Origin of the sequence: Tenacibaculum sp. SSH1-16 (assembly GCF_040104435.1) — a bacterium.
Classification (GTDB): Bacteria; Bacteroidota; Bacteroidia; order Flavobacteriales; family Flavobacteriaceae; genus Polaribacter; species Polaribacter mesophilus.
In genome coordinates this window covers 496849-514495 of the sequence record NZ_JBECOV010000001.1, presented here as the reverse complement: position 1 = coordinate 514495, position 17647 = coordinate 496849, and the positions used below count along the sequence as shown (strand labels likewise).

Below are 17647 nucleotides of genomic sequence, written 5' to 3'. Positions count from 1 at the left end.
TTAATTAGTGAGTAGCTAAAGTTTTATAATTGGGTAAAGTTGGTCTGTTTTTTAAGCCTGTTTCTATTACGCTTAAAACGTGTTTACGCTCTTCACCAATTAATGGTAGCCTTGGTGCTCTTACGTTTTCAGTACCGATACCTGTAGCTACTTCTGCTAGTTTAATGTTTTGCACTAATTTAGGGTTTATATCTAATTCCAACAACGGTAAAAACCAACGATAAATTTCTAAAGCTTCTTGTATACGCCCCGCTTTTTGTAGTTCATAAATAGCTACTGTTTCTTTAGGAAAAGCACAAACAAGACCAGCAATCCAACCATCTGCACCCATTAATAAACTTTCCAAAGCTATTGTGTCTACACCAGTCATTATCTTTAATCGATTACCAAAACGGTTCTTAATTCTAGTTACATTAGAAATGTCTCTTGTAGACTCTTTTACAGCTTCAATATTATCATGTTTTAATAATTCTTCAAACATATCTAGTGTAACCTCAATCTTATAATCAACAGGATTGTTATAAACCATAATTGGAAGTGAAGTGTTTTTTGCTACAGCTTTAAAGTATTCTACTGTTTCTCTGTCCCCAGACTTGTATCTCATGGGAGGAAGCATCATTAAACCCTTTGCCCCATCTTCTTCAGCTTTTTGAGCTGCTTCTATGGCTGCTTTTGTAGTTTGTTCAGCTATGTTAATTAATACAGGTACTTTATTATTAACAAGCTTTACGGTAGTTTGGGTTAATATCCTTTTTTCATCATCAGATAAAGTACTAGCTTCTCCTAGCGTACCGCCTAATACTATGCCGTGTACACCAGCATCTAATTGTGCTTTTATGTTCACTTCAAACATATTTAAGTCTAGGGCATCATCATTTGTAAACTTTGTAGTTACTGCTGGCATTACACCGTTCCAATTTATACTCATTTTAGTATTGTTTTTTTGGCAAAGTTATAAGTGAAGAAGTGACTGTCTTAGCTTCAAATTACCTAATACTGGTATAATATTACCTTATTAATTATTTTGATTAGTATTTGTTAGTAGTATTTGCATATTTTTGAATACTAATAGTAGTTTTATTAATGAAAGTTTTACCCTTTAAAATACCAAAAACTCATAATATTGGTTTGATCTATCAGGAGGATAAAGAACAATTCTTTTATGATAAATTCCATCAGCATGAGGAAATACAATTATGTGTAATAGTGAAGGGAGAGGGAACTTTAATTGTTGGTGATACTGTTAATAAATATTCATCTGGAGATGTCTTAGTTATAGGAGGTAATTTACCACATGTTTTTAAAAGTGATGCTTCCGTTATTAAAGAGTCTTTTATGATTTCCCTTTTTTTTACAAAAGAATCTTTTGGGAAGAGTTTCTTCCAGTTAGATGACTTTAAAGAATTAATTCCTTTTTTTGAAAAATCTATATCAGGATTTAAACTCTTAAATAACAAAAAAAAAGTTATAAGAATTTTATTAAGTTTACAAAAATCAAGTAATCTTAATCGTTTCATAGGTTTACTAAGAGTTTTAAAAATTTTAGTTGATTCTGATACAATAGAGCTTGCTAGCTTTATCTACCCTAAAAGATATACAGATAATGAAGGAAAAAGAATGCGTGATGTAATGGATTTTACAATAAATAATTTTGAAAAAAATATAGATTTATATGAAATAGCAGAAAAAGCAAATATGACTCCCAATGCTTTCTGCAGATATTTCAAACAAAGAACAAATAAAACGTACTTTACTTTTTTAAATGAATTGCGTGTAGAGAATGCTTGTAAATTATTAGTGTCAGACAAAAGCCTTCCAATTAGCTCAATAGCATATAAATCAGGATTCAATAATTTATCTAATTTTAATAGAAAATTTAAAGAAGTTAAAGGAATAAGCCCTTCAATTTTTAGACATAAAAATATATAAATAGTTTTTTGAATAATAGTTATTTTGTTTCTTAAAATTTAACATAAAAAGCAATATTTCTTAATTATATTTGTTTTTTATTTTCAAAAAATTATGAAGAGGGTAATTGTTTCTGTTTTTTTTTTATTATTAAGTTTAGTTTACAATGTTTCAGCACAGGAAACATTACCAATTTATGCTGATTATTTGTCAGATAATGTATATTTATTACATCCTGCAGCTGCAGGTATAGGAGATTGTGGGAAAATAAGATTAACAGCACGTCAACAATGGTTAGGGGTAGATGATGCTCCTGCTTTACAAACAGCAAGTTTTCATACAAAGTTAGGAGAATACTCTAGCACAGGAGTTGGAGTAATTCTTTTTAATGATAAAAATGGATATCATTCACAAAAGGGAGTTCAAGGTACCTATGCTTATCATATAGATATGGGAAATGAAAACCTTTTTAATCAGTTATCTTTTGGATTGTCTTTTTCTGTGGTTCAGAATGAAAGAGATCAAAGGGCTTTTATAAACGATCCTACAGTAAGTCAGGTTATAGAAAGTGATTTTTATTTTAATGCTGATTTCGGAATGGCATATCATAAAAATGGGCTGTCATCTTATTTTACTATAAAAAATATTTTCTTATCAGCAAAAAACAATTTAAACCCAGATTTTGAATCATATAATCTTAGAAATTATATTCTTGGAGGAGGATACTTTTTTGGTGATAAAGAAAAGTTACAATTTGAGCCCTCATTAATGTTTCAATACAAAGAACAGACTAAAGAAAAAATAGCAGACATAAATTTTAAAGTATACAAAACACTAAATACAACTCAAATATGGGCTGCCTTATCTTATAGAAAGAGCTTTGGAGGAAATGTCTTTGGAGATTCACAATACGTAACTCCAATAGTTGGAGTTAATTATAAAAAATGGATGTTTGCTTATACTTATACACAGCAAACAGGTGATGTAGTATTTTCAAATGGAGGTTTTCATCAATTATCATTAGGTGTAAATCTATTCTGTACTAAAAGAAGAGCAGCTGCGTGTCCTAATATTAATGGAAGTTTTACGTATTAAAAATTTAAGAATTTTATTGTACTATTTTTATAGTCTTTCAACATTGATTTTAAAACATCAGCCTCTTTGTTAATATAAAATGTGTTTTCGGTAACTTCATTACTATTATTTAGTAAATTTTGTTGAAGTAAAACATTTTTTACTTGTCTGGCTACAGCTTCGCCAGAGTCAATAATCTTTACATTTTTACCCGTAATTTTTTGTATTTGAGGTAATAAATAAGGATAGTGAGTACAGCCTAAAACAATATAGTCACATTTTTTATCTAGCATTGGTGTTAGGTACTTTTTTAATAATAAAGTCATCTTATTAGAATAGATGTTTCCATTTTCTATAAGTTCAACTAATCCTTCTCCTACTTGTTCAATAATATTAATTTGATCATTTAAACTTGAGGTTGTTTTTTCAAACAAAGCACTATTTAAGGTTCCTTTAGTAGCCAATATACCAATAGTACCCGTTTGAGTTTGTAATGAAGCTGGTTTTATAGCAGGTTCTATACCAATAAAAGGTATTTTATAATTAGCTCTTAGATATTCAATGGCATTAGTAGTAGCTGTATTACAAGCAACAACTATAATTTTGGCTCCTTTATCAATTAAAAATTCAGTATTTTTTATTGATAAATTAACTATTTCTTGTGTTGATTTTTGACCATATGGAGCATTTTTACTATCTGATAAATAAATAGTGTTTTCTTTTGGCAGTAGCTGATGGATTTCTTTCCAAATAGATGTACCTCCAATACCAGAATCAAAAATACCAATAGGTTGTTGTGTAATCATTTTCATACGTATAACAAAAATAAAAATCCTGCTGTTTAAACAGCAGGATTTTTATATAAATATATGTATTCTTTTTAGAATCCTAATTTAGCTCTTACAGCATCATAAATATCTTCTCCTTTGTCGTAAACGATTAAACCTTTACCTGGTGCAGCATCGAAAACGTATATAATTCCTTTTTCAGAAGCAACAGCTTTAATAGCATCTTCAGCTTTCTTTAAAATAGGAATAGTTTTTTCTTGATATTTCTTTTGCATTTCTTTACCAGCAGCTTGTTCAGCTTGGCTAATTCTTAATCTTTCTTGTTGAACTTCAACAGCTCTTTTTTGGTTTACCTCTTGTGTTTGACTTTTACCTTCAGCTTCATATTTCTTCATTTTAGCCTCAAGTTTCTTATACATTGTTTCAATGTCATCACGGTATGTTTTGTTTAGCTTTTCTAGTTCTGCTTTCATAGCTTTTGTAGCAGGCATTTCAGCTAATAATTTATCAGTGTTAATATGTGCAGTTTTCTGTGCATTCGCCACACCACCTAATCCAACCGTAAAAATTGCAACTAATAATAACGTTTTTAAATGTTTCATCTTTGTTTAATTTAATTAATGTTATTTTATTCTTGATTTATTTGTTCTGTTTTGTTTCCTCTTCTTTTTTCTTTCTAGCTTCTTCTTGTGCTTTTAATAAGGCTTTCCTCTTTTCTTGTAAAAGTTTTCTTTTATTAGCTCTTTCTTCTAAACGTTGTTTTCTTTTTTCTTCTATTTGTTTAATTTTAGCAAGTCTATCAGCTTCTTTTTTCTTTTTTAATTCTTCTCTTTTAGCTATTTTTTCTTTTTGTTCGTCACTTAAATTATCATTTTTAAGTAATGACTTTTTAGCTTCAATTTTATCCTTTTTAGCTTGCCTTCTTTGATCGATATTAATCATTTGTACAACAAGGTCGCTAATATCGTGTTTTTTGTTGGAATATAGCATAACTAAATCGCTAGATTTATCAAAAACAAAATCGTATTTTTTTCTAGAAGCAATCGTTTGTACAGCATTGTATACTTGGTCTTGCACGGGTTTTACTAATTGCTTTCTTAAATTGTACATGTCACCGTTTGGACCAAAATATAAAGACTCTAATCTTCGTAAAGATTCTTGTTTAATACTGATGTCTTCTTCACGCTCTTCAATTAAATCTTTAGTTAAAATGGCTTTTTCGTTAGTTAAATCAACTTTCAAAACTTCAATAGCACGAGCCTCTTTATCTAGTTTAGATTTCCATTTTTCTACTTTAGCATCTAAAGAGTTTTGTGCTTCTAAATATGCTGGGATACTTTGAAGAATATACTCCATATCAATGTAAGCTATACGTTGATTTTTTTGGGCAGCGGTTATACTTGCTATAAGTAAAAGAACGATTGATAAAATACTTTTTTTCATTTTTGATATAATGTGTTTAGAAAAAACCGTGCCAAAACCTAGACGCATTATGAATGCATGATTTTAGAACTGTCTTCCAATTATAAAATGGGTTTGCCAACCAGATTTTTCGGTTAAGCCAGGTAAAGGATCAAAACCATGAGCGAAATCAATACCTAATAATCCAAATGCAGGCATAAATATACGAACACCTACTCCAGCTGAACGCTTTAACTTAAACGGATTAAATTCGCTAAAATTGTCATAAGAATTACCTGCTTCTAAAAAGCCTACAGTGTAAATCGATGCAGTAGGCTTATCTGTAATAGAATAACGCAGTTCTAATTGAAATTTGTTATAAATAGCCCCACCATCAATAGAAGAGATACGGTTGTTCTCATATCCTCTTAATCCAATTGTTTCACGACCATCTAATTGACCTTGTGCAATACCGTCTCCTCCCACAAAGTATCTTTCAACTGGTGTTAAGCCTAATTCATCATTGTAAGAACCTAAATAACCTACTTCGAAATTAGACATTAATACTAACTTGTTAGCTAAGGCTGTATACCACTTACCTTTAGCAGAAATTTTATAGTATTCTAACCATCTGTATTTATCAGCTAAATAAGCTTGTCTTTCATCAGAAGTTGGGTTCGTAGGCTCAGTGTAGTCTTTTCCATTAACTAATGAATAAGGGAAAGTAGCTTTAGCTTTTAAAGTAAATTCAGAACCGTAAGTAGGGAAAATTAAACTAGGACCTGCAGAATTACGGCTAAGTGCTACTGTATATGCTAAGTTGTTTAAATCTCCTTGGCTAAGAATATTATTAGAAGAACCTACACGATAACCATAGTTTTGTAATTCTATTCTTTGATAACTAATGTTTTGAGAAAGAGTAAAATAATCATCAGGCCATTTTAAACGTTTACCTAAACCTATAGATGCACCAATTATACTAAGACTTTCATCTTTATTTACATCGTTCGTAGTAAAATCATAACGATATTGATTTGAAAAATATACAGAGAAAGATAAAGATTGAGGTGTTTTACCGCCTAACCATGGCTCTGTAAAAGAAAAACTATAGGTATTGTAAGTTCTACTTGCTTGTAAACGAAGAGAAAGTTTTTGACCATCTCCCATAGGTAGTGGCTTATAAGCATCTTTATTAAAGATGTTTCTAACTGAGAAATTGTTAAAAGAAAGACCTAAAGTACCTATAAAGGAACCACCACCATAACCTCCTTGTAACTCAATTTGACTTCCTCCTTTTTCAACAACAGAAAAATCAATATCAGCAGTTTTATTCTGATAATCAGGTTTAACATCTGGTGTTACATTAGTGTCGAAGAAACCTAATTGTCCAATTTCACGAATAGACCTAATAATATTTTCACGGCTAAATAAATCTCCCGGCTTAACACGTAATTCTCTGTAAATTACATGGTCGTTTGTTTTATCGTTACCCGTTACTGTTACCTTTTTTATTGTTGCAGGTTCATCTTCTCTAATACGAACTTCAACAGTAATGGAGTCATTTTCTACTTTAGTTTCTACAGCGTTTACTTGAGAGAATAAGAAACCATTATTATGATAGAGAGTTTGTATGTCTTGAGAAGTAGGTGTACCATCTCCAGAGATACGCTCTTTTAAAACCTTTCCATTGTAAATATCTCCTTTGTCTATTCGGAGGATGTTACTTAACTGTTCATCTGTATATTGTTTATTACCAATAAAAACAATTTCATCAAAACGGTATTGACGGCCTTCTTCAACTTCAATTTCAAGATTAATGGTATTGTCATCATTCCAAACAACTTTGTCAGATAAAATCCTAGCATCACGATATCCGTTTTCGCTGTATTTTTCAAGAATACTTTTTAAATCTTCTTTATAATCATCTAAGATATATTTAGAAGCTTTCCAAAAACGACCAAAAACTTTACGTTTGGTGTTTTTCATGGCACCACGCAAAGTAGCGTTAGACATGGCTTTATTGCCAGTAAAATTAATTTCTTTAATCTTTATACGATTACCCCTATCGATAAAAATAGACATGCTAACAGTGTTAACATCAGAAGTGTCTTTTTTAGTATCTAATGAAACCTTTGTTTTTAAGAAACCTTTATCTGTATATTTCTTTTTAATAAAGTTGCGAGTGGTAACAATAAGGTTATCTGTGACCATTACCCCTTTTTTTAATTCTGTTTCTTTTTTTATCTCTTTAATTTGTGATTTTTTTATCCCAGAAATGGTAACTCCAGTTAATTGAGGTAACTCAGTTACATCAAATTGAAGATATACTGTTTCACCATCGCGTTTAGATAAATAAACATCTACTTCACTAAATTGTTTACTTTCATATAGCTTTTTAATGGCACTTGTAAGTTTGTCTCCTGGTAATTTAATTGGTTGTCCTTCAACTAAACCAGTATATACTCTTACTGTTTGTTCGCTAAATTTTTGTAAGCCAGTTACAGTTATACCTCCTAAAATATACTCTTTTCCTTTTTCGTAGGAAATAATATTTGTGACAGTACTGTCTTTAGGAGTTGTGTCTTGCGCTTGAGTAGTCACCACAAATAGGGTGATAAAAAATACTAGTAAATACGAATATTTATTCATTTGTTTCAATCTGTTCACTGGTTTTTCCAAATCTTCTTTCTCTATTTTGATAATCAATTATTGCGTTATAAAGATGTTGTTTTCTGTAATCAGGCCATAGTACATCAGTAAAATATAACTCAGCATAAGCCATTTGCCACAGTAAATAATTGCTTATTCTTTGTTCCCCACTTGTACGTATCATTAAATCAACATCGGGCAAATTAAACGTATATAAATGATTATTTATAATTTTCTCGTTAATTTTTTCAATTTCTATCTCGTTATTAACAACTTTTTTTGATATGTTTTTGATAGCATTAACAATTTCCTCTCTTGAACCGTAGCTTAAAGCAAAGGTTAAAGTAATTTTAGTATTGTTTTTAGTTGCATCAATAACCTTACTCAATACTTTTTGGGCATTGCTTGGTAAATTTGCTAAGTTACCAATAGCATTGACTTTTACATTTTTACGTTGAAATTCGGGGAGTTCTTTTTTTAGAGTAGTTACCAATAAACTCATTAAAGCATCTACTTCTAGTTTTGGGCGATTCCAGTTCTCGGTTGAAAAGGCATACAGGGTTAAAAATTTAACACCAAGCTCAGAAGCAGTATCAGCTGTTTCTCTAATAGCTGTTAAAGCATTTCTATGTCCAAAAACACGTTGCATACCTTTACCTTTTGCCCATCTACCGTTACCATCCATAATAATGGCTATATGGTTTGGTACTTTTTGTAAATTAATACGCTGTAGTTTTTCTTCCATAATTATTGTGCTATTCCACCAAAGCAAGGTGGTCTTCCAAAGGTATATACAATAGAAACTCCTGAGAATACATACCAGTCATTTCCATTACCCCCAAAATCTAGTGAGTTTATTTTATCTGTTGTAAAGTCTAAATCGTCTACGAATGTGAATCGTATACCTGTTTCAAAAGCAATGGCAAAATTATCGGTTAATCTTCCCTTTAATCCAATACCTACAGGAATAGTATATGAAAATTTGTTTTTTAAGAGAACTGTATTACTTGATGAAGTTGGTTCTGGACTTTTGTAATTAAAAGCAGCAATTTCAGCTAATATATAAGGTGTAAATGAAGTTCTGTAATCGCTGATGTTATAATCAAAGAAATTAAATTCTACTCCAGCTGCAAATTCATGAATGGTGTTTGAAAAGCTAATACCTCTGTTTTGGCGAAAAGCATTATCAGCATTGTTATCATTATCAGAAATAGGCATGTAAGTATATGTTCCTCTTAAGGCAATTCTTGGGTTTAGGTTATACTTGTATATAAGACCACCAGCAAACTCATTAGGGTGTATGTAATTGGTACTACCAATATCACCAACATAGTTAGAACCACCGGCAAAGAAACCAATTTCGTGTGTTTGTGATTGTAAAGGTGTTACTACACAAGCCAATAATATTAATAAAATAAGTCCTCTCATTGTAAAATAGCGTGCAAATATAGGGAATTGAATTTGCTTTAAAAAGTTAATAATCTGTCTTTTTGATTAACTTTTTTTTTACGGTTTTATTGTAATCATTATAGTTATAACGATTCATTTCGTATGTCTTCTCCCCATAAAAGTTTTCCGCGCAAGGTATTTAAATAAGATTGATTCTTTGGTAAAATACTTTTTATGGTAAATGGTGCTTTTTGTATTTTTATTTCAGTTCCTAAGGAAACAGTGGTAATGCGTGAATCTAGAGAGATTAAAAAATCTTTTTCTCTAGCACTTACTTCTAAAAGAATATCAGTATCATCTGGAATAACCATTGGACGCGCATTTAAATTATGTGGTGCAATGGGAGTAATAACAAAGCTTTTTGAATTAGGTAAAATAACAGGACCATCACAACTAAGTGAATATCCTGTAGAACCTGTTGGTGTTGCTATAATTAATCCATCAGCCCAATAATTTGTTAAATATTCTTCGTTTAATGAGGTTTTAATTCCAATCATAGAAGTTGTGTTTCTTCTAGCAATAGTAACCTCATTAAGAGCAAAGTTAAGTTCAGAAAAATCTTCTGTTGTAGGAGAAGTTTCTATTTGTAATAAAGATCGTTCTTGAAGTGTATATTCTTTTTTAAGCATTAAGTTAATTGCTTCTTCAATTTGATCTTTTTGTATGGTGGCCAAAAAACCCAAACGCCCCGTATTAATACCCATAATAGGAATATCTAAATCTCTAATGTAGGTTACAGCTCTCAAAATAGTACCATCTCCACCTATGGTAAACATTACATCAAAAGTGTTTGATAAGTCATTAAAATGTGCGTAGGTAGGATACTTTTTATTTAGTGAATTCTTTTCAAGAAATAAATTATAGAATTGTTGTTCAAAAAAAACAACAATATTATGTTTTTCTAAGATAGTTAAAAGAATTTTAACCTCTTTATCTGCAAGTGTAGTATATGCTTGACCGTAAATAGCGACTTTTTTCACTGTTAAAATTTTGTGTTGGTTATTGAAAAAATTACATATCCAAGTACTTTCTTAAATAAGCAGCTCTATCTTTAAGTTCTTCTAAATAAAAATCATCTTCGTGTTGTGTAATAACGTTGTAACCGTACCTACGAAATGTTTGAATAATTTCATTTATTTCTTCTGAAACAACTTTAAGGGTTACTTCAATGCTATTTATGTTTTCTGAAGAAATATATGCACCTAATAATTTACCGTTATTGGCTTCAACTATTTGAGCTACTTGCCCCATAGAATAATCTGTTTTATTCTTGTCAATAATTAAAGTATCACTTTCATTATGTAAAAAAGGGCTGTTAGCAAAAGCATCTAAAATATCACTCAATTCATAATAGCCTACATAATGCAGGTTTTTATCTATAACAGGAATTAAATTCGAGTCGTTATCAGCAAATAAAGTAATTAAATCGAGTAGTGTAGCATTTTCATTTGTGTAAAAATGATCTAGTAAATAAGAGTATTCACTCAGTGTACGATTTTTATTTTCAATAGTTTGAATATCACTTTCAGGTAAACAACCTATTAATCTGTCGTTTTCAACAACAGGAATATGAGTTATAGGTAAATCATTACACAGCTTTTGAGCACTTTTCACTGTGTCGTTTAGCGTAAGTGCTTTAATTTCTTTTAATATAAAATCATTGATTTTCATTACTACGAATATAGTTTAAAATGTTTGAATGCGTTACCTTTGTCCTATAATTTTACAACATGACAAAGTTAAGTGTTAATATTAATAAAATAGCTACACTTCGTAATTCTAGAGGTGGTAACGTGCCTAATTTACTAAAAGTAGCAACTGACATACAAAGTTTTGGGGCCGAAGGAATCACAATTCATCCAAGGCCAGATGAACGTCATATTCGTTACCAAGATGCTTATGATTTAAAATCAATTGTAACAACTGAATATAATATTGAAGGAAATCCAATTGATAAATTTAAACAAATGGTGTTAGAAATTAAACCAACACAAGTAACGTTGGTGCCTGATAGCGTTGATCAACTTACATCTAACGCTGGTTGGGATACTATAACACATCAATCGTATTTAAAAGATGTGATTGCTGAGTTTAAAGAAGCAGGAATTAGAGCATCAATTTTTATTGATACAAATTTAAAGTTAATTGAAGCTGCTGCTAAAACAGGAGCCGATAGGGTTGAGTTGTATACAGAGGAGTTTGCCACGCAGTACGATAAAGGAAACAAAGAAGTGGTAAAACCATACGCGGAAGCTGCAATTTTAGCAAATGAATTAGGTTTAGGAGTTAATGCAGGTCATGATTTAAGCTTAGATAATATTCAATTTTTTAAACAAAATATTCCTCATTTGGCTGAAGTGTCTATAGGGCATGCGTTAATATCTGAAAGTTTATATTTAGGCTTAGAAAATGTTGTGAATATGTATTTACATCGTTTGCAATAATTATGGAAGTATTACATTCAAAAATCATTGGAGAAGGATCCCCGTTACTTATTTTGCATGGATACTTTGGTATGGGAGACAATTGGAAATCGCATGCCAATAAATTTGCAGAAGATGGTTTTGAGGTGCACTTAATAGATCAGCGTAATCATGGGCGAAGTTTTCATTCGGACGCTTTTGATTATGAGTTAATGGTAGGAGATTTGTATAATTACATTCAATATCATAATCTTAAAAAAGTAGATTTGTTAGGGCATTCTATGGGAGGAAAAACAGTAATGTTATTTGCAACCGAATACCCTGAGTTAGTAAATAAACTAATTGTAGCCGATATTTCTCCAAGAATGTATCCGCCACATCATCACGAAATTTTAGCGGCGTTAAACTCCGTAGATTTTTCGGTGCAAACCTCACGTAAGTTAGTAGATGAAAAATTAGCTGAGTTAATTCCAGAAAAAGGAATCCGTCAATTTTTAGCAAAGAATGTGTACAGAAAAACGAAAGACGAATTAGGGTTTCGTTTTAATTTAAAGTCGTTAACAGAAAATAATAGTGAAGTAGGTGTTGCGTTGCCGTCTTTTACAGTTTTTGAAGGAAAAACGTTGTTTTTGCGTGGATCGAATTCAGGATATATATCAAAAGAAGATGAGCCATTAATTCAGGCACATTTTCCAAAAGCAGTGATAAAAACAATACTCAATGCTGGACACTGGCTGCATGCTGAAAATCCAGAATATTTTTATAAAGAAGCTGTAACTTTTTTAAAATAAAAGCGAGGAGGAATTTATTAATCCCTAGTCCCTCGCTTAAAATAATCGCCCCCCGGCGAAAAACAAAAAAATTATTAAGGGAAATCACTGTTTATCTCGTCAATTAAATAGTTGATATTGTCATCAATTATTTGTTGGTTTTTCATGTAGTTGTAAAAAACATTTACTATAGCTTTTTCAACAATTAAGTTTTTCCTTTTACCTGAGTATACTTTTTGTATGGTTTCTAAAGAGAAATCATGACCGTTTTTACTCAAGTAGTTTTTTACCTTGTCGCGGTATTTAGGTGGCTTAATTTTTTCTAATTCTTTTCGTTGTGTAGCAGTTATCATAAAAACTCAAGTTGTTTTTTAGAAGTTGATAGCACTTTTTAATTTATATTTGTACGTATTGTGTACTTATTACGAAGTAAAAATACAAACAAAAATCTAAATACGAAAACAAAATTAAATAAATTTTAGAAAAAAGTTATTTTTAATGAGCGACTTTGTAGATGAAACATATAAAAGGGTAGAGGAGGTGATTAACTATAAAAGGTTAAATATAAGGTCTTTTGAAGAAATTATTGATGTTTCTAACAACTCTATTGGAACGGCAATACGAAGAAAATCATCATTTAAAAGTAATGTTTTAAACAAAATTCTACATTCTTTTCCTGAAATAAACCCAACTTGGTTATTAACAGGTAAAGAAGAAATGCTTTTGTCAGTAACAAACGAACCTTCTTCAATATATAAAATCAAAGATATTAATAGTCGTTTAAAAGATAGTTTGTTGTATTTGTTACAAGAAGATAAAGAAGTTAAAGAGGCAATAGCCAGTCAAGTAGCGAAGGTGTTAAAAGAATAACTAGCTAATCTAATTACTTGTTTTGGTTAAACTTTCTAAGGCGTAATATAATCTATTTTGAGCATTATCTTGCGATCCAAAGATAGATCTATACACTTCACCATTAGGGGTCATTAGTACCCATTGAGGTGTTCCTTCCGAATTAAAAAAATCATACATTTTGTGGTTGTTATCTATATAAATAGGGAACGGGAGTTCGTTTATAGTAAAAATACTCAAGATATCATCCCTGGTAACATTGTTACTGCTAAAGTTACTATGAATACCAATAACTTCAATATCTTTGTATGCTTGTTTAAACTTATAGGCTAGTGGAATGGCTCTACCAGTGCAACCTAAACAAGCATTGTTGTAAAACAACAATAATAGAATTTTGTTAGCATACTTTTCAAGTAAGTTAACTTCGTTTTGATTAAAATCGGTTACTTTTATTGAGGTTACAGGTTTGATAGAGTTATTTTTTAATAGCTCAAAAGTACAAAAAGTTAATTGTTTAATTTATAAGCATTTTTAACCATTCTCTTAACAACTAACCTATGAAAAGGTTTTATAAGCTTCATGTATACTTCACCTTTTTTATTATTGTATTCAACCAACGTAATAACGTTGATGTTATAAAAAGGATCGTGATTGTTGTGTACGATTGCTCTAAAATTTAAATGAGTGTCATTAGCGCCTAATACAACTTCATTACTTGATATAGAAAAAATTTTAAAGAAACTTACATATCCGCCAACATCAAACCGCTCGTTATAATCATCAGGGTAGTTGTTTTTTAAATTAAAAAAAGCAGCAATTTTATTACGTAATTTAAATAAAAAGTCTACCCAAACTGGAGGTTTATTAAAAATTAAATTTACAATTTCTTCTATTGTGTTTGTATGATTAGTGGTAGAGAATGTGTCATGAAAATTTATTGTAGGAAGTAGTTTTTTAATGTCTTTATTCAAAAGAGTTTTATCTTCTTTAACTTTTTTCATATTACTAATCTCATAAAAATATGAATGTAAATATATAAATAGTAATTGTAGAATTTTAGTATATAGCTATTTAAATTTTAACATAAACTAGTATTTTTTTAACCAAAAAAAGAAAGTTGAGTTATTGTTTGTTTTTACCTAAAGTATATGCTTTACGTAACCATAAGTTTCTTTGTTTAGGAGTTGAATCTTTTATTACTGAAAAGAAAGTAGTTTTTACAGGAGTTATACCGCAAAATTCTAAGGTTCCCTTTTTAAACTGTCTAATAGCGGGTCTTTTCATAAAAAGATAATCATACCAGCTTGGGGTGTCAGAAGTTATGATAAGTCGAGCAGTTTTACCTTTTAAAAGTTTTTTAGGAAAAGGTTTTCCTTCAATAGGTTGAAAAGTTATTCCTGGTAAAAAAGTTCTATCAATAAAACCTTTCATTATAGCAGGGTAACCAGCCCACCAAATAGGAAAAAACCATACAATATGATCTGCTTTTTTAATTTTAGTTAAAGCTTCTTGTAAATCAAGTTCAAGTTCCGTTCTTTTTCGGTAACCAAATTTAAGGTTGGGATTAAAGTTTAAGTCAGTGATGGTAATTTCTTCAATAATAGCATCGGTTTCCAAAACGCCTCTTTTGTAAGAAGCTGCCAGTGCATGGTTAAAACTTTCTTTATCAGGATGTCCGTTTATTAATAAAATATGCTTCATAATATAGTTAAGATTATAATGCAAAGTACGGGTGGTTTTACAAGTCTAAAAAGGACAATTGTCTAATAAAAAACCGATTTTCTAATTCGGCTTAAATGTCGTTGTGTAATTCCTAAATAAGAAGCTAGGTACTGTAATGGGATGGTTTTTAAGTAGTTTGGGTGCGTTTCTAACAGTTTTTTGTAACGGTTTTCAGCGCTTTCATTTTGCAAAACAAATATTCTGTTTTCAAGATTTATATATTCTTGCTCAGCAAATATTTTAAAAAGGCGTAGCCAATTGGTACTTGAGTTTTCTAGTGCTACAAATTGTTCTTTGGTAATGATGTATAGTTCAGCGTTGGTTAACGCTTGAATATTTTCATTAGTTTTTGTTTGAGAAATAAAAGATGAATATGCAGTAACAAATGAGTTTTCTGATAAAAAACAATAAGTAGCTTCTTTTTCGTCAGACGAATGATAAAACGACCTAAAAATACCAGAAGTTATAAAAGCTACTTCTTTGCAAGTGTTACCTTCTTGAATAAAAAAATCACCTTTGTTAAGTTTTTTATATCTAACTAAATTTACAAAGTTGTCTATTTCTTCTTCGTAAAGAATATTATAAGAGGCCAAGTGTTTTTTGAGCATTTTATTGTTTTAATTAAAAATAAGACGAAGTTAAAATAAAAATCCATCAAAAATTAAAACAAAGCTTTAAACCTGTCAAAACAGCAGGTTTCTGTTTTGGTATGGTTATGGTAAAGTATATGAAGTGTTACGAATTAATAGTTTCAGTGAAAAAGAGTAAATTTATAATTCATAACCAATTAAATAAAAAAGAAATATGAAAACATTTTTAAAAGTATTGTTAACGGCATTAGCAGTAATTGTATTGGCAAATATTTTACCAGGAGTAACAGTAGCTAGTTATACAACTGCAGTAATTGTAGCAGTAGTAATTGCGTTGTTAAACCTGTTTGTACGTCCGTTGTTAGTGTTTTTTACACTACCAGCAACCATCGTTACATTAGGGTTATTCTTATTTGTGATTAATGCAGTGATTATATTATTGGCAGATAAATTAGTGTCAGGATTTGCAGTTAGCGGATTTTTTACAGCACTCTTGTTCAGTGTGTTGCTGTCAATTTTCAGATCGTTAATGTTTTCACTATTAAAAGAAGGAGACGAATAAGTAACCTAAAACATTAAAAACTAGAAAATAAGGGAAGTAAAAAAGATAATATTCTTATAACTAAAAGTCTTGGTTATCAATAAATAAAGTAGTAATTTTGCACCCGATTTTTTAAGAAACAGATTTTTAAGATGAATATAACAAAAGAAAACGTAGATGCATTAAATGCAGTTGTAAAAGTTGATATTGTTGCAGAAGATTATCAAGATAAAGTAACAAAAGTATTAAACGATTACCGTAAAACAGCTAACATTCCTGGTTTTAGAAAAGGTCATGTACCAATGGGAATGGTAAAGAAGCAGTACGGAAAATCAGTAATGATTGATGAGGTAAACAAGCTTTTACAAGAGTCGTTAAACAAATTCTTAGTTGAAGAGAAGTTAGATATCTTAGGTAACCCATTACCAAGAGTTCAAGAAGATTTCAATTGGGATGCTGATAAATTCTCTTTTGAATTCGAATTAGGATTAGCTCCTGAGTTCGACGTAAACTTACAACCAAAAAACAAAGTAACTCAATATAACATTGTTGCTACAGACGAGTTAATCGAGAAAGAAGTTGAAAACATCCAATCTCGTTACGGTAAAATGTCAGCTAAAGACGAAGTTGCTGAACAAACTAATGTAACTGGTACTTTTGTAAACGAAGAGAAAGAAATCAACAAAAAATCTACAATTTCTGTAAAAGATATTAAAGGAAAAACAAACTTAAAGAAGTTTGTAGGTGCTAAAGTTGGAGACGTTTTAGAATTAAAAACTAAAAACTTATTTGAAGACGAGCACAAGTTACAAGGGGCTTTAGGAGTATCTCACGAAGAGGTTCATGACTTAGATATTCCTGTAACATTTACTATTGAAGAAATTACTGAGATAGAACCAGCAGAATTAGATCAAGAGTTATTTGATAAGTTATTTGCTGATGGAAGTGTAAAAACTGTAACTGAATTAAAAGATAAAATTAAAGAAGACGCAGAAAAGCAATTCCAACAACAAGCAGATCAACAATTGTTAAACGCAATTACCGAGAACTTAGTGGATAACACAAAGTTTGATTTACCAGTTGAATTCTTACAAAAGTGGTTACAAACTGCAGGAGAAAAAGAATTAACTGCTGAAGAAGCTGTTGAAGAATATAACAAGTCTGAAAAAGGATTACGTTACCAATTAATCGAAGGAAAGATTATGAAAGATAACGACATCAAATTAGACTATGCAGAGTTAGTAGACTATGCAAAAGGATTTATTAGAGCTCAAATGGCTCAATTTGGAAACATGAATCCAGAAGAAAAAGAGTTAGATGATATCGCAGGAAGAATCTTACAAAATCAAGACGAAGCTCAAAAATTACAATCTCAATTAATAAGCCAAAAATTATTAGCTTTTTATAAAGAAAACATGAGCTTTGATACAAAAGAAGTTTCTTACGAAGATTTCATTAAAGAAGTATACAAGTAATAGTTAAT

The 17647-nt window shown here is 30.3% G+C and carries 21 protein-coding genes; 7 read left to right on the top strand and 14 right to left on the bottom strand.

Translation table 11 applies throughout. From position 1 onward, the window contains the following. Positions 1-4: 4 nt before the first annotated feature. Positions 5-928 carry a dihydrodipicolinate synthase family protein gene (locus tag ABMY20_RS02480; RefSeq protein ID WP_073181885.1) on the bottom strand — a complete coding sequence of 308 codons (924 nt, stop codon included), beginning with the start codon at positions 926-928 and terminating at the stop codon, positions 5-7. 155 nt (positions 929-1083) lie between these two features. Between ABMY20_RS02480 and ABMY20_RS02475 the strand changes: the two genes are divergently transcribed. Together ABMY20_RS02475 and ABMY20_RS02470 are read left to right on the top strand one after the other, a co-directional pair. After that, on the top strand, positions 1084-1929 hold the full coding sequence (locus ABMY20_RS02475) for a helix-turn-helix transcriptional regulator (protein ID WP_073181883.1): 846 nt from the start codon (positions 1084-1086) through the stop codon (positions 1927-1929). Between the two features lie 93 nt (positions 1930-2022). Further along, positions 2023-3003: a type IX secretion system membrane protein PorP/SprF gene (locus tag ABMY20_RS02470; protein ID WP_349264551.1), complete on the top strand. Its 981-nt coding sequence runs from the start codon at positions 2023-2025 to the stop codon at positions 3001-3003. Here ABMY20_RS02470 and murI read toward each other — a convergent pair. The 8 genes from murI to ABMY20_RS02430 form a co-directional block, all read right to left on the bottom strand. Beyond that, positions 3000-3788 (bottom strand): glutamate racemase, encoded by a 789-nt coding sequence (gene murI, locus ABMY20_RS02465; protein WP_156166993.1) that lies wholly within the window; start codon positions 3786-3788, stop codon positions 3000-3002. The genes ABMY20_RS02470 and murI overlap by 4 nt on opposite strands. A gap of 74 nt (positions 3789-3862) precedes the next feature. Further along, the gene (locus tag ABMY20_RS02460) at positions 3863-4372 is read right to left on the bottom strand and encodes an OmpH family outer membrane protein (protein WP_047788636.1); all 510 of its coding nucleotides are present in this window, start codon (positions 4370-4372) and stop codon (positions 3863-3865) included. Between the two features lie 37 nt (positions 4373-4409). Further along, positions 4410-5213 (bottom strand): OmpH family outer membrane protein, encoded by an 804-nt coding sequence (locus ABMY20_RS02455; RefSeq protein ID WP_159493290.1) that lies wholly within the window; start codon positions 5211-5213, stop codon positions 4410-4412. Between the two features lie 63 nt (positions 5214-5276). Further along, on the bottom strand, positions 5277-7820 hold the full coding sequence (bamA, locus tag ABMY20_RS02450; RefSeq protein WP_349264550.1) for an outer membrane protein assembly factor BamA: 2544 nt from the start codon (positions 7818-7820) through the stop codon (positions 5277-5279). Beyond that, the gene (locus ABMY20_RS02445) at positions 7813-8565 is read right to left on the bottom strand and encodes an isoprenyl transferase (RefSeq protein WP_047788633.1); all 753 of its coding nucleotides are present in this window, start codon (positions 8563-8565) and stop codon (positions 7813-7815) included. Before ABMY20_RS02445 ends, bamA begins: the two co-directional genes overlap by 8 nt. A gap of 2 nt (positions 8566-8567) precedes the next feature. Further along, the gene (locus ABMY20_RS02440; protein WP_349264549.1) at positions 8568-9248 is read right to left on the bottom strand and encodes a DUF6089 family protein; all 681 of its coding nucleotides are present in this window, start codon (positions 9246-9248) and stop codon (positions 8568-8570) included. Positions 9249-9352: 104 nt separating this feature from the next. Beyond that, the gene (locus ABMY20_RS02435; RefSeq protein WP_082118619.1) at positions 9353-10249 is read right to left on the bottom strand and encodes an NAD kinase; all 897 of its coding nucleotides are present in this window, start codon (positions 10247-10249) and stop codon (positions 9353-9355) included. A 31-nt stretch (positions 10250-10280) separates the two neighbouring features. Continuing rightward, on the bottom strand, positions 10281-10940 hold the full coding sequence (locus ABMY20_RS02430) for a CBS domain-containing protein (protein ID WP_047788630.1): 660 nt from the start codon (positions 10938-10940) through the stop codon (positions 10281-10283). A gap of 59 nt (positions 10941-10999) precedes the next feature. Between ABMY20_RS02430 and ABMY20_RS02425 the strand changes: the two genes are divergently transcribed. Continuing rightward, positions 11000-11713 carry a pyridoxine 5'-phosphate synthase gene (locus ABMY20_RS02425; protein ID WP_349264548.1) on the top strand — a complete coding sequence of 238 codons (714 nt, stop codon included), beginning with the start codon at positions 11000-11002 and terminating at the stop codon, positions 11711-11713. 2 nt (positions 11714-11715) lie between these two features. After that, positions 11716-12483, top strand: a complete 768-nt coding sequence (locus ABMY20_RS02420) for an alpha/beta fold hydrolase (RefSeq protein ID WP_125064430.1) — start codon at positions 11716-11718, stop codon at positions 12481-12483. 74 nt (positions 12484-12557) lie between these two features. Here the strand turns inward: ABMY20_RS02420 and ABMY20_RS02415 are convergent, their stop codons facing one another. Further along, positions 12558-12815 (bottom strand): hypothetical protein, encoded by a 258-nt coding sequence (locus ABMY20_RS02415; RefSeq protein ID WP_047788627.1) that lies wholly within the window; start codon positions 12813-12815, stop codon positions 12558-12560. Between the two features lie 145 nt (positions 12816-12960). Here ABMY20_RS02415 and ABMY20_RS02410 point away from each other — a divergent pair, with 145 nt between their 5' ends. Next, on the top strand, positions 12961-13332 hold the full coding sequence (locus tag ABMY20_RS02410) for a hypothetical protein (protein WP_047788626.1): 372 nt from the start codon (positions 12961-12963) through the stop codon (positions 13330-13332). A 9-nt stretch (positions 13333-13341) separates the two neighbouring features. Here the strand turns inward: ABMY20_RS02410 and ABMY20_RS02405 are convergent, their stop codons facing one another. The 4 genes from ABMY20_RS02405 to ABMY20_RS02390 all read right to left on the bottom strand — a co-directional run bounded on the left by ABMY20_RS02405 (position 13342) and on the right by ABMY20_RS02390 (position 15641). Beyond that, complete coding sequence (locus tag ABMY20_RS02405; RefSeq protein WP_349264561.1) at positions 13342-13764, bottom strand: redoxin domain-containing protein; 423 nt, start codon at positions 13762-13764, stop codon at positions 13342-13344. Between the two features lie 53 nt (positions 13765-13817). Next, positions 13818-14312, bottom strand: coding sequence for a DUF2867 domain-containing protein (locus ABMY20_RS02400; protein ID WP_349264547.1), 495 nt, complete (start codon positions 14310-14312; stop codon positions 13818-13820). A 121-nt stretch (positions 14313-14433) separates the two neighbouring features. After that, positions 14434-15012: an NAD(P)H-dependent oxidoreductase gene (locus ABMY20_RS02395; protein WP_349264546.1), complete on the bottom strand. Its 579-nt coding sequence runs from the start codon at positions 15010-15012 to the stop codon at positions 14434-14436. A gap of 62 nt (positions 15013-15074) precedes the next feature. Continuing rightward, positions 15075-15641, bottom strand: coding sequence for a Crp/Fnr family transcriptional regulator (locus tag ABMY20_RS02390; protein WP_159493295.1), 567 nt, complete (start codon positions 15639-15641; stop codon positions 15075-15077). Between the two features lie 196 nt (positions 15642-15837). Between ABMY20_RS02390 and ABMY20_RS02385 the strand changes: the two genes are divergently transcribed. Then, on the top strand, positions 15838-16185 hold the full coding sequence (locus ABMY20_RS02385) for a phage holin family protein (RefSeq protein ID WP_047788622.1): 348 nt from the start codon (positions 15838-15840) through the stop codon (positions 16183-16185). 131 nt (positions 16186-16316) lie between these two features. Next, entirely contained in the window at positions 16317-17639 is a 1323-nt protein-coding gene (gene tig / locus ABMY20_RS02380) for a trigger factor (protein WP_047788621.1), read from the top strand. The last annotated feature ends 8 nt before the right edge of the window (positions 17640-17647 follow it).

Excerpts from the sequence above, each read along its gene's own strand:
- ABMY20_RS02425 (WP_349264548.1), top strand. The coding sequence starts at position 11,000 with ATGACAAAGTTAAGTGTTAATATTAATAAAATAGCTACACTTCGTAAT.
- ABMY20_RS02395 (WP_349264546.1), bottom strand. The coding sequence starts at position 15,012 with ATGAAGCATATTTTATTAATAAACGGACATCCTGATAAAGAAAGTTTT.
- ABMY20_RS02445 (WP_047788633.1), bottom strand. The coding sequence starts at position 8,565 with ATGGAAGAAAAACTACAGCGTATTAATTTACAAAAAGTACCAAACCAT.
- bamA (WP_349264550.1), bottom strand. The coding sequence starts at position 7,820 with ATGAATAAATATTCGTATTTACTAGTATTTTTTATCACCCTATTTGTG.
- ABMY20_RS02470 (WP_349264551.1), top strand. The coding sequence starts at position 2,023 with ATGAAGAGGGTAATTGTTTCTGTTTTTTTTTTATTATTAAGTTTAGTT.
- ABMY20_RS02410 (WP_047788626.1), top strand. The coding sequence starts at position 12,961 with ATGAGCGACTTTGTAGATGAAACATATAAAAGGGTAGAGGAGGTGATT.
- ABMY20_RS02440 (WP_349264549.1), bottom strand. The coding sequence starts at position 9,248 with ATGAGAGGACTTATTTTATTAATATTATTGGCTTGTGTAGTAACACCT.
- ABMY20_RS02415 (WP_047788627.1), bottom strand. The coding sequence starts at position 12,815 with ATGATAACTGCTACACAACGAAAAGAATTAGAAAAAATTAAGCCACCT.
- murI (WP_156166993.1), bottom strand. The coding sequence starts at position 3,788 with ATGATTACACAACAACCTATTGGTATTTTTGATTCTGGTATTGGAGGT.
- ABMY20_RS02430 (WP_047788630.1), bottom strand. The coding sequence starts at position 10,940 with ATGAAAATCAATGATTTTATATTAAAAGAAATTAAAGCACTTACGCTA.
- ABMY20_RS02480 (WP_073181885.1), bottom strand. The coding sequence starts at position 928 with ATGAGTATAAATTGGAACGGTGTAATGCCAGCAGTAACTACAAAGTTT.
- ABMY20_RS02400 (WP_349264547.1), bottom strand. The coding sequence starts at position 14,312 with ATGAAAAAAGTTAAAGAAGATAAAACTCTTTTGAATAAAGACATTAAA.
- ABMY20_RS02385 (WP_047788622.1), top strand. The coding sequence starts at position 15,838 with ATGAAAACATTTTTAAAAGTATTGTTAACGGCATTAGCAGTAATTGTA.
- ABMY20_RS02420 (WP_125064430.1), top strand. The coding sequence starts at position 11,716 with ATGGAAGTATTACATTCAAAAATCATTGGAGAAGGATCCCCGTTACTT.
- ABMY20_RS02390 (WP_159493295.1), bottom strand. The coding sequence starts at position 15,641 with ATGCTCAAAAAACACTTGGCCTCTTATAATATTCTTTACGAAGAAGAA.
- ABMY20_RS02475 (WP_073181883.1), top strand. The coding sequence starts at position 1,084 with ATGAAAGTTTTACCCTTTAAAATACCAAAAACTCATAATATTGGTTTG.
- tig (WP_047788621.1), top strand. The coding sequence starts at position 16,317 with ATGAATATAACAAAAGAAAACGTAGATGCATTAAATGCAGTTGTAAAA.
- ABMY20_RS02455 (WP_159493290.1), bottom strand. The coding sequence starts at position 5,213 with ATGAAAAAAAGTATTTTATCAATCGTTCTTTTACTTATAGCAAGTATA.
- ABMY20_RS02460 (WP_047788636.1), bottom strand. The coding sequence starts at position 4,372 with ATGAAACATTTAAAAACGTTATTATTAGTTGCAATTTTTACGGTTGGA.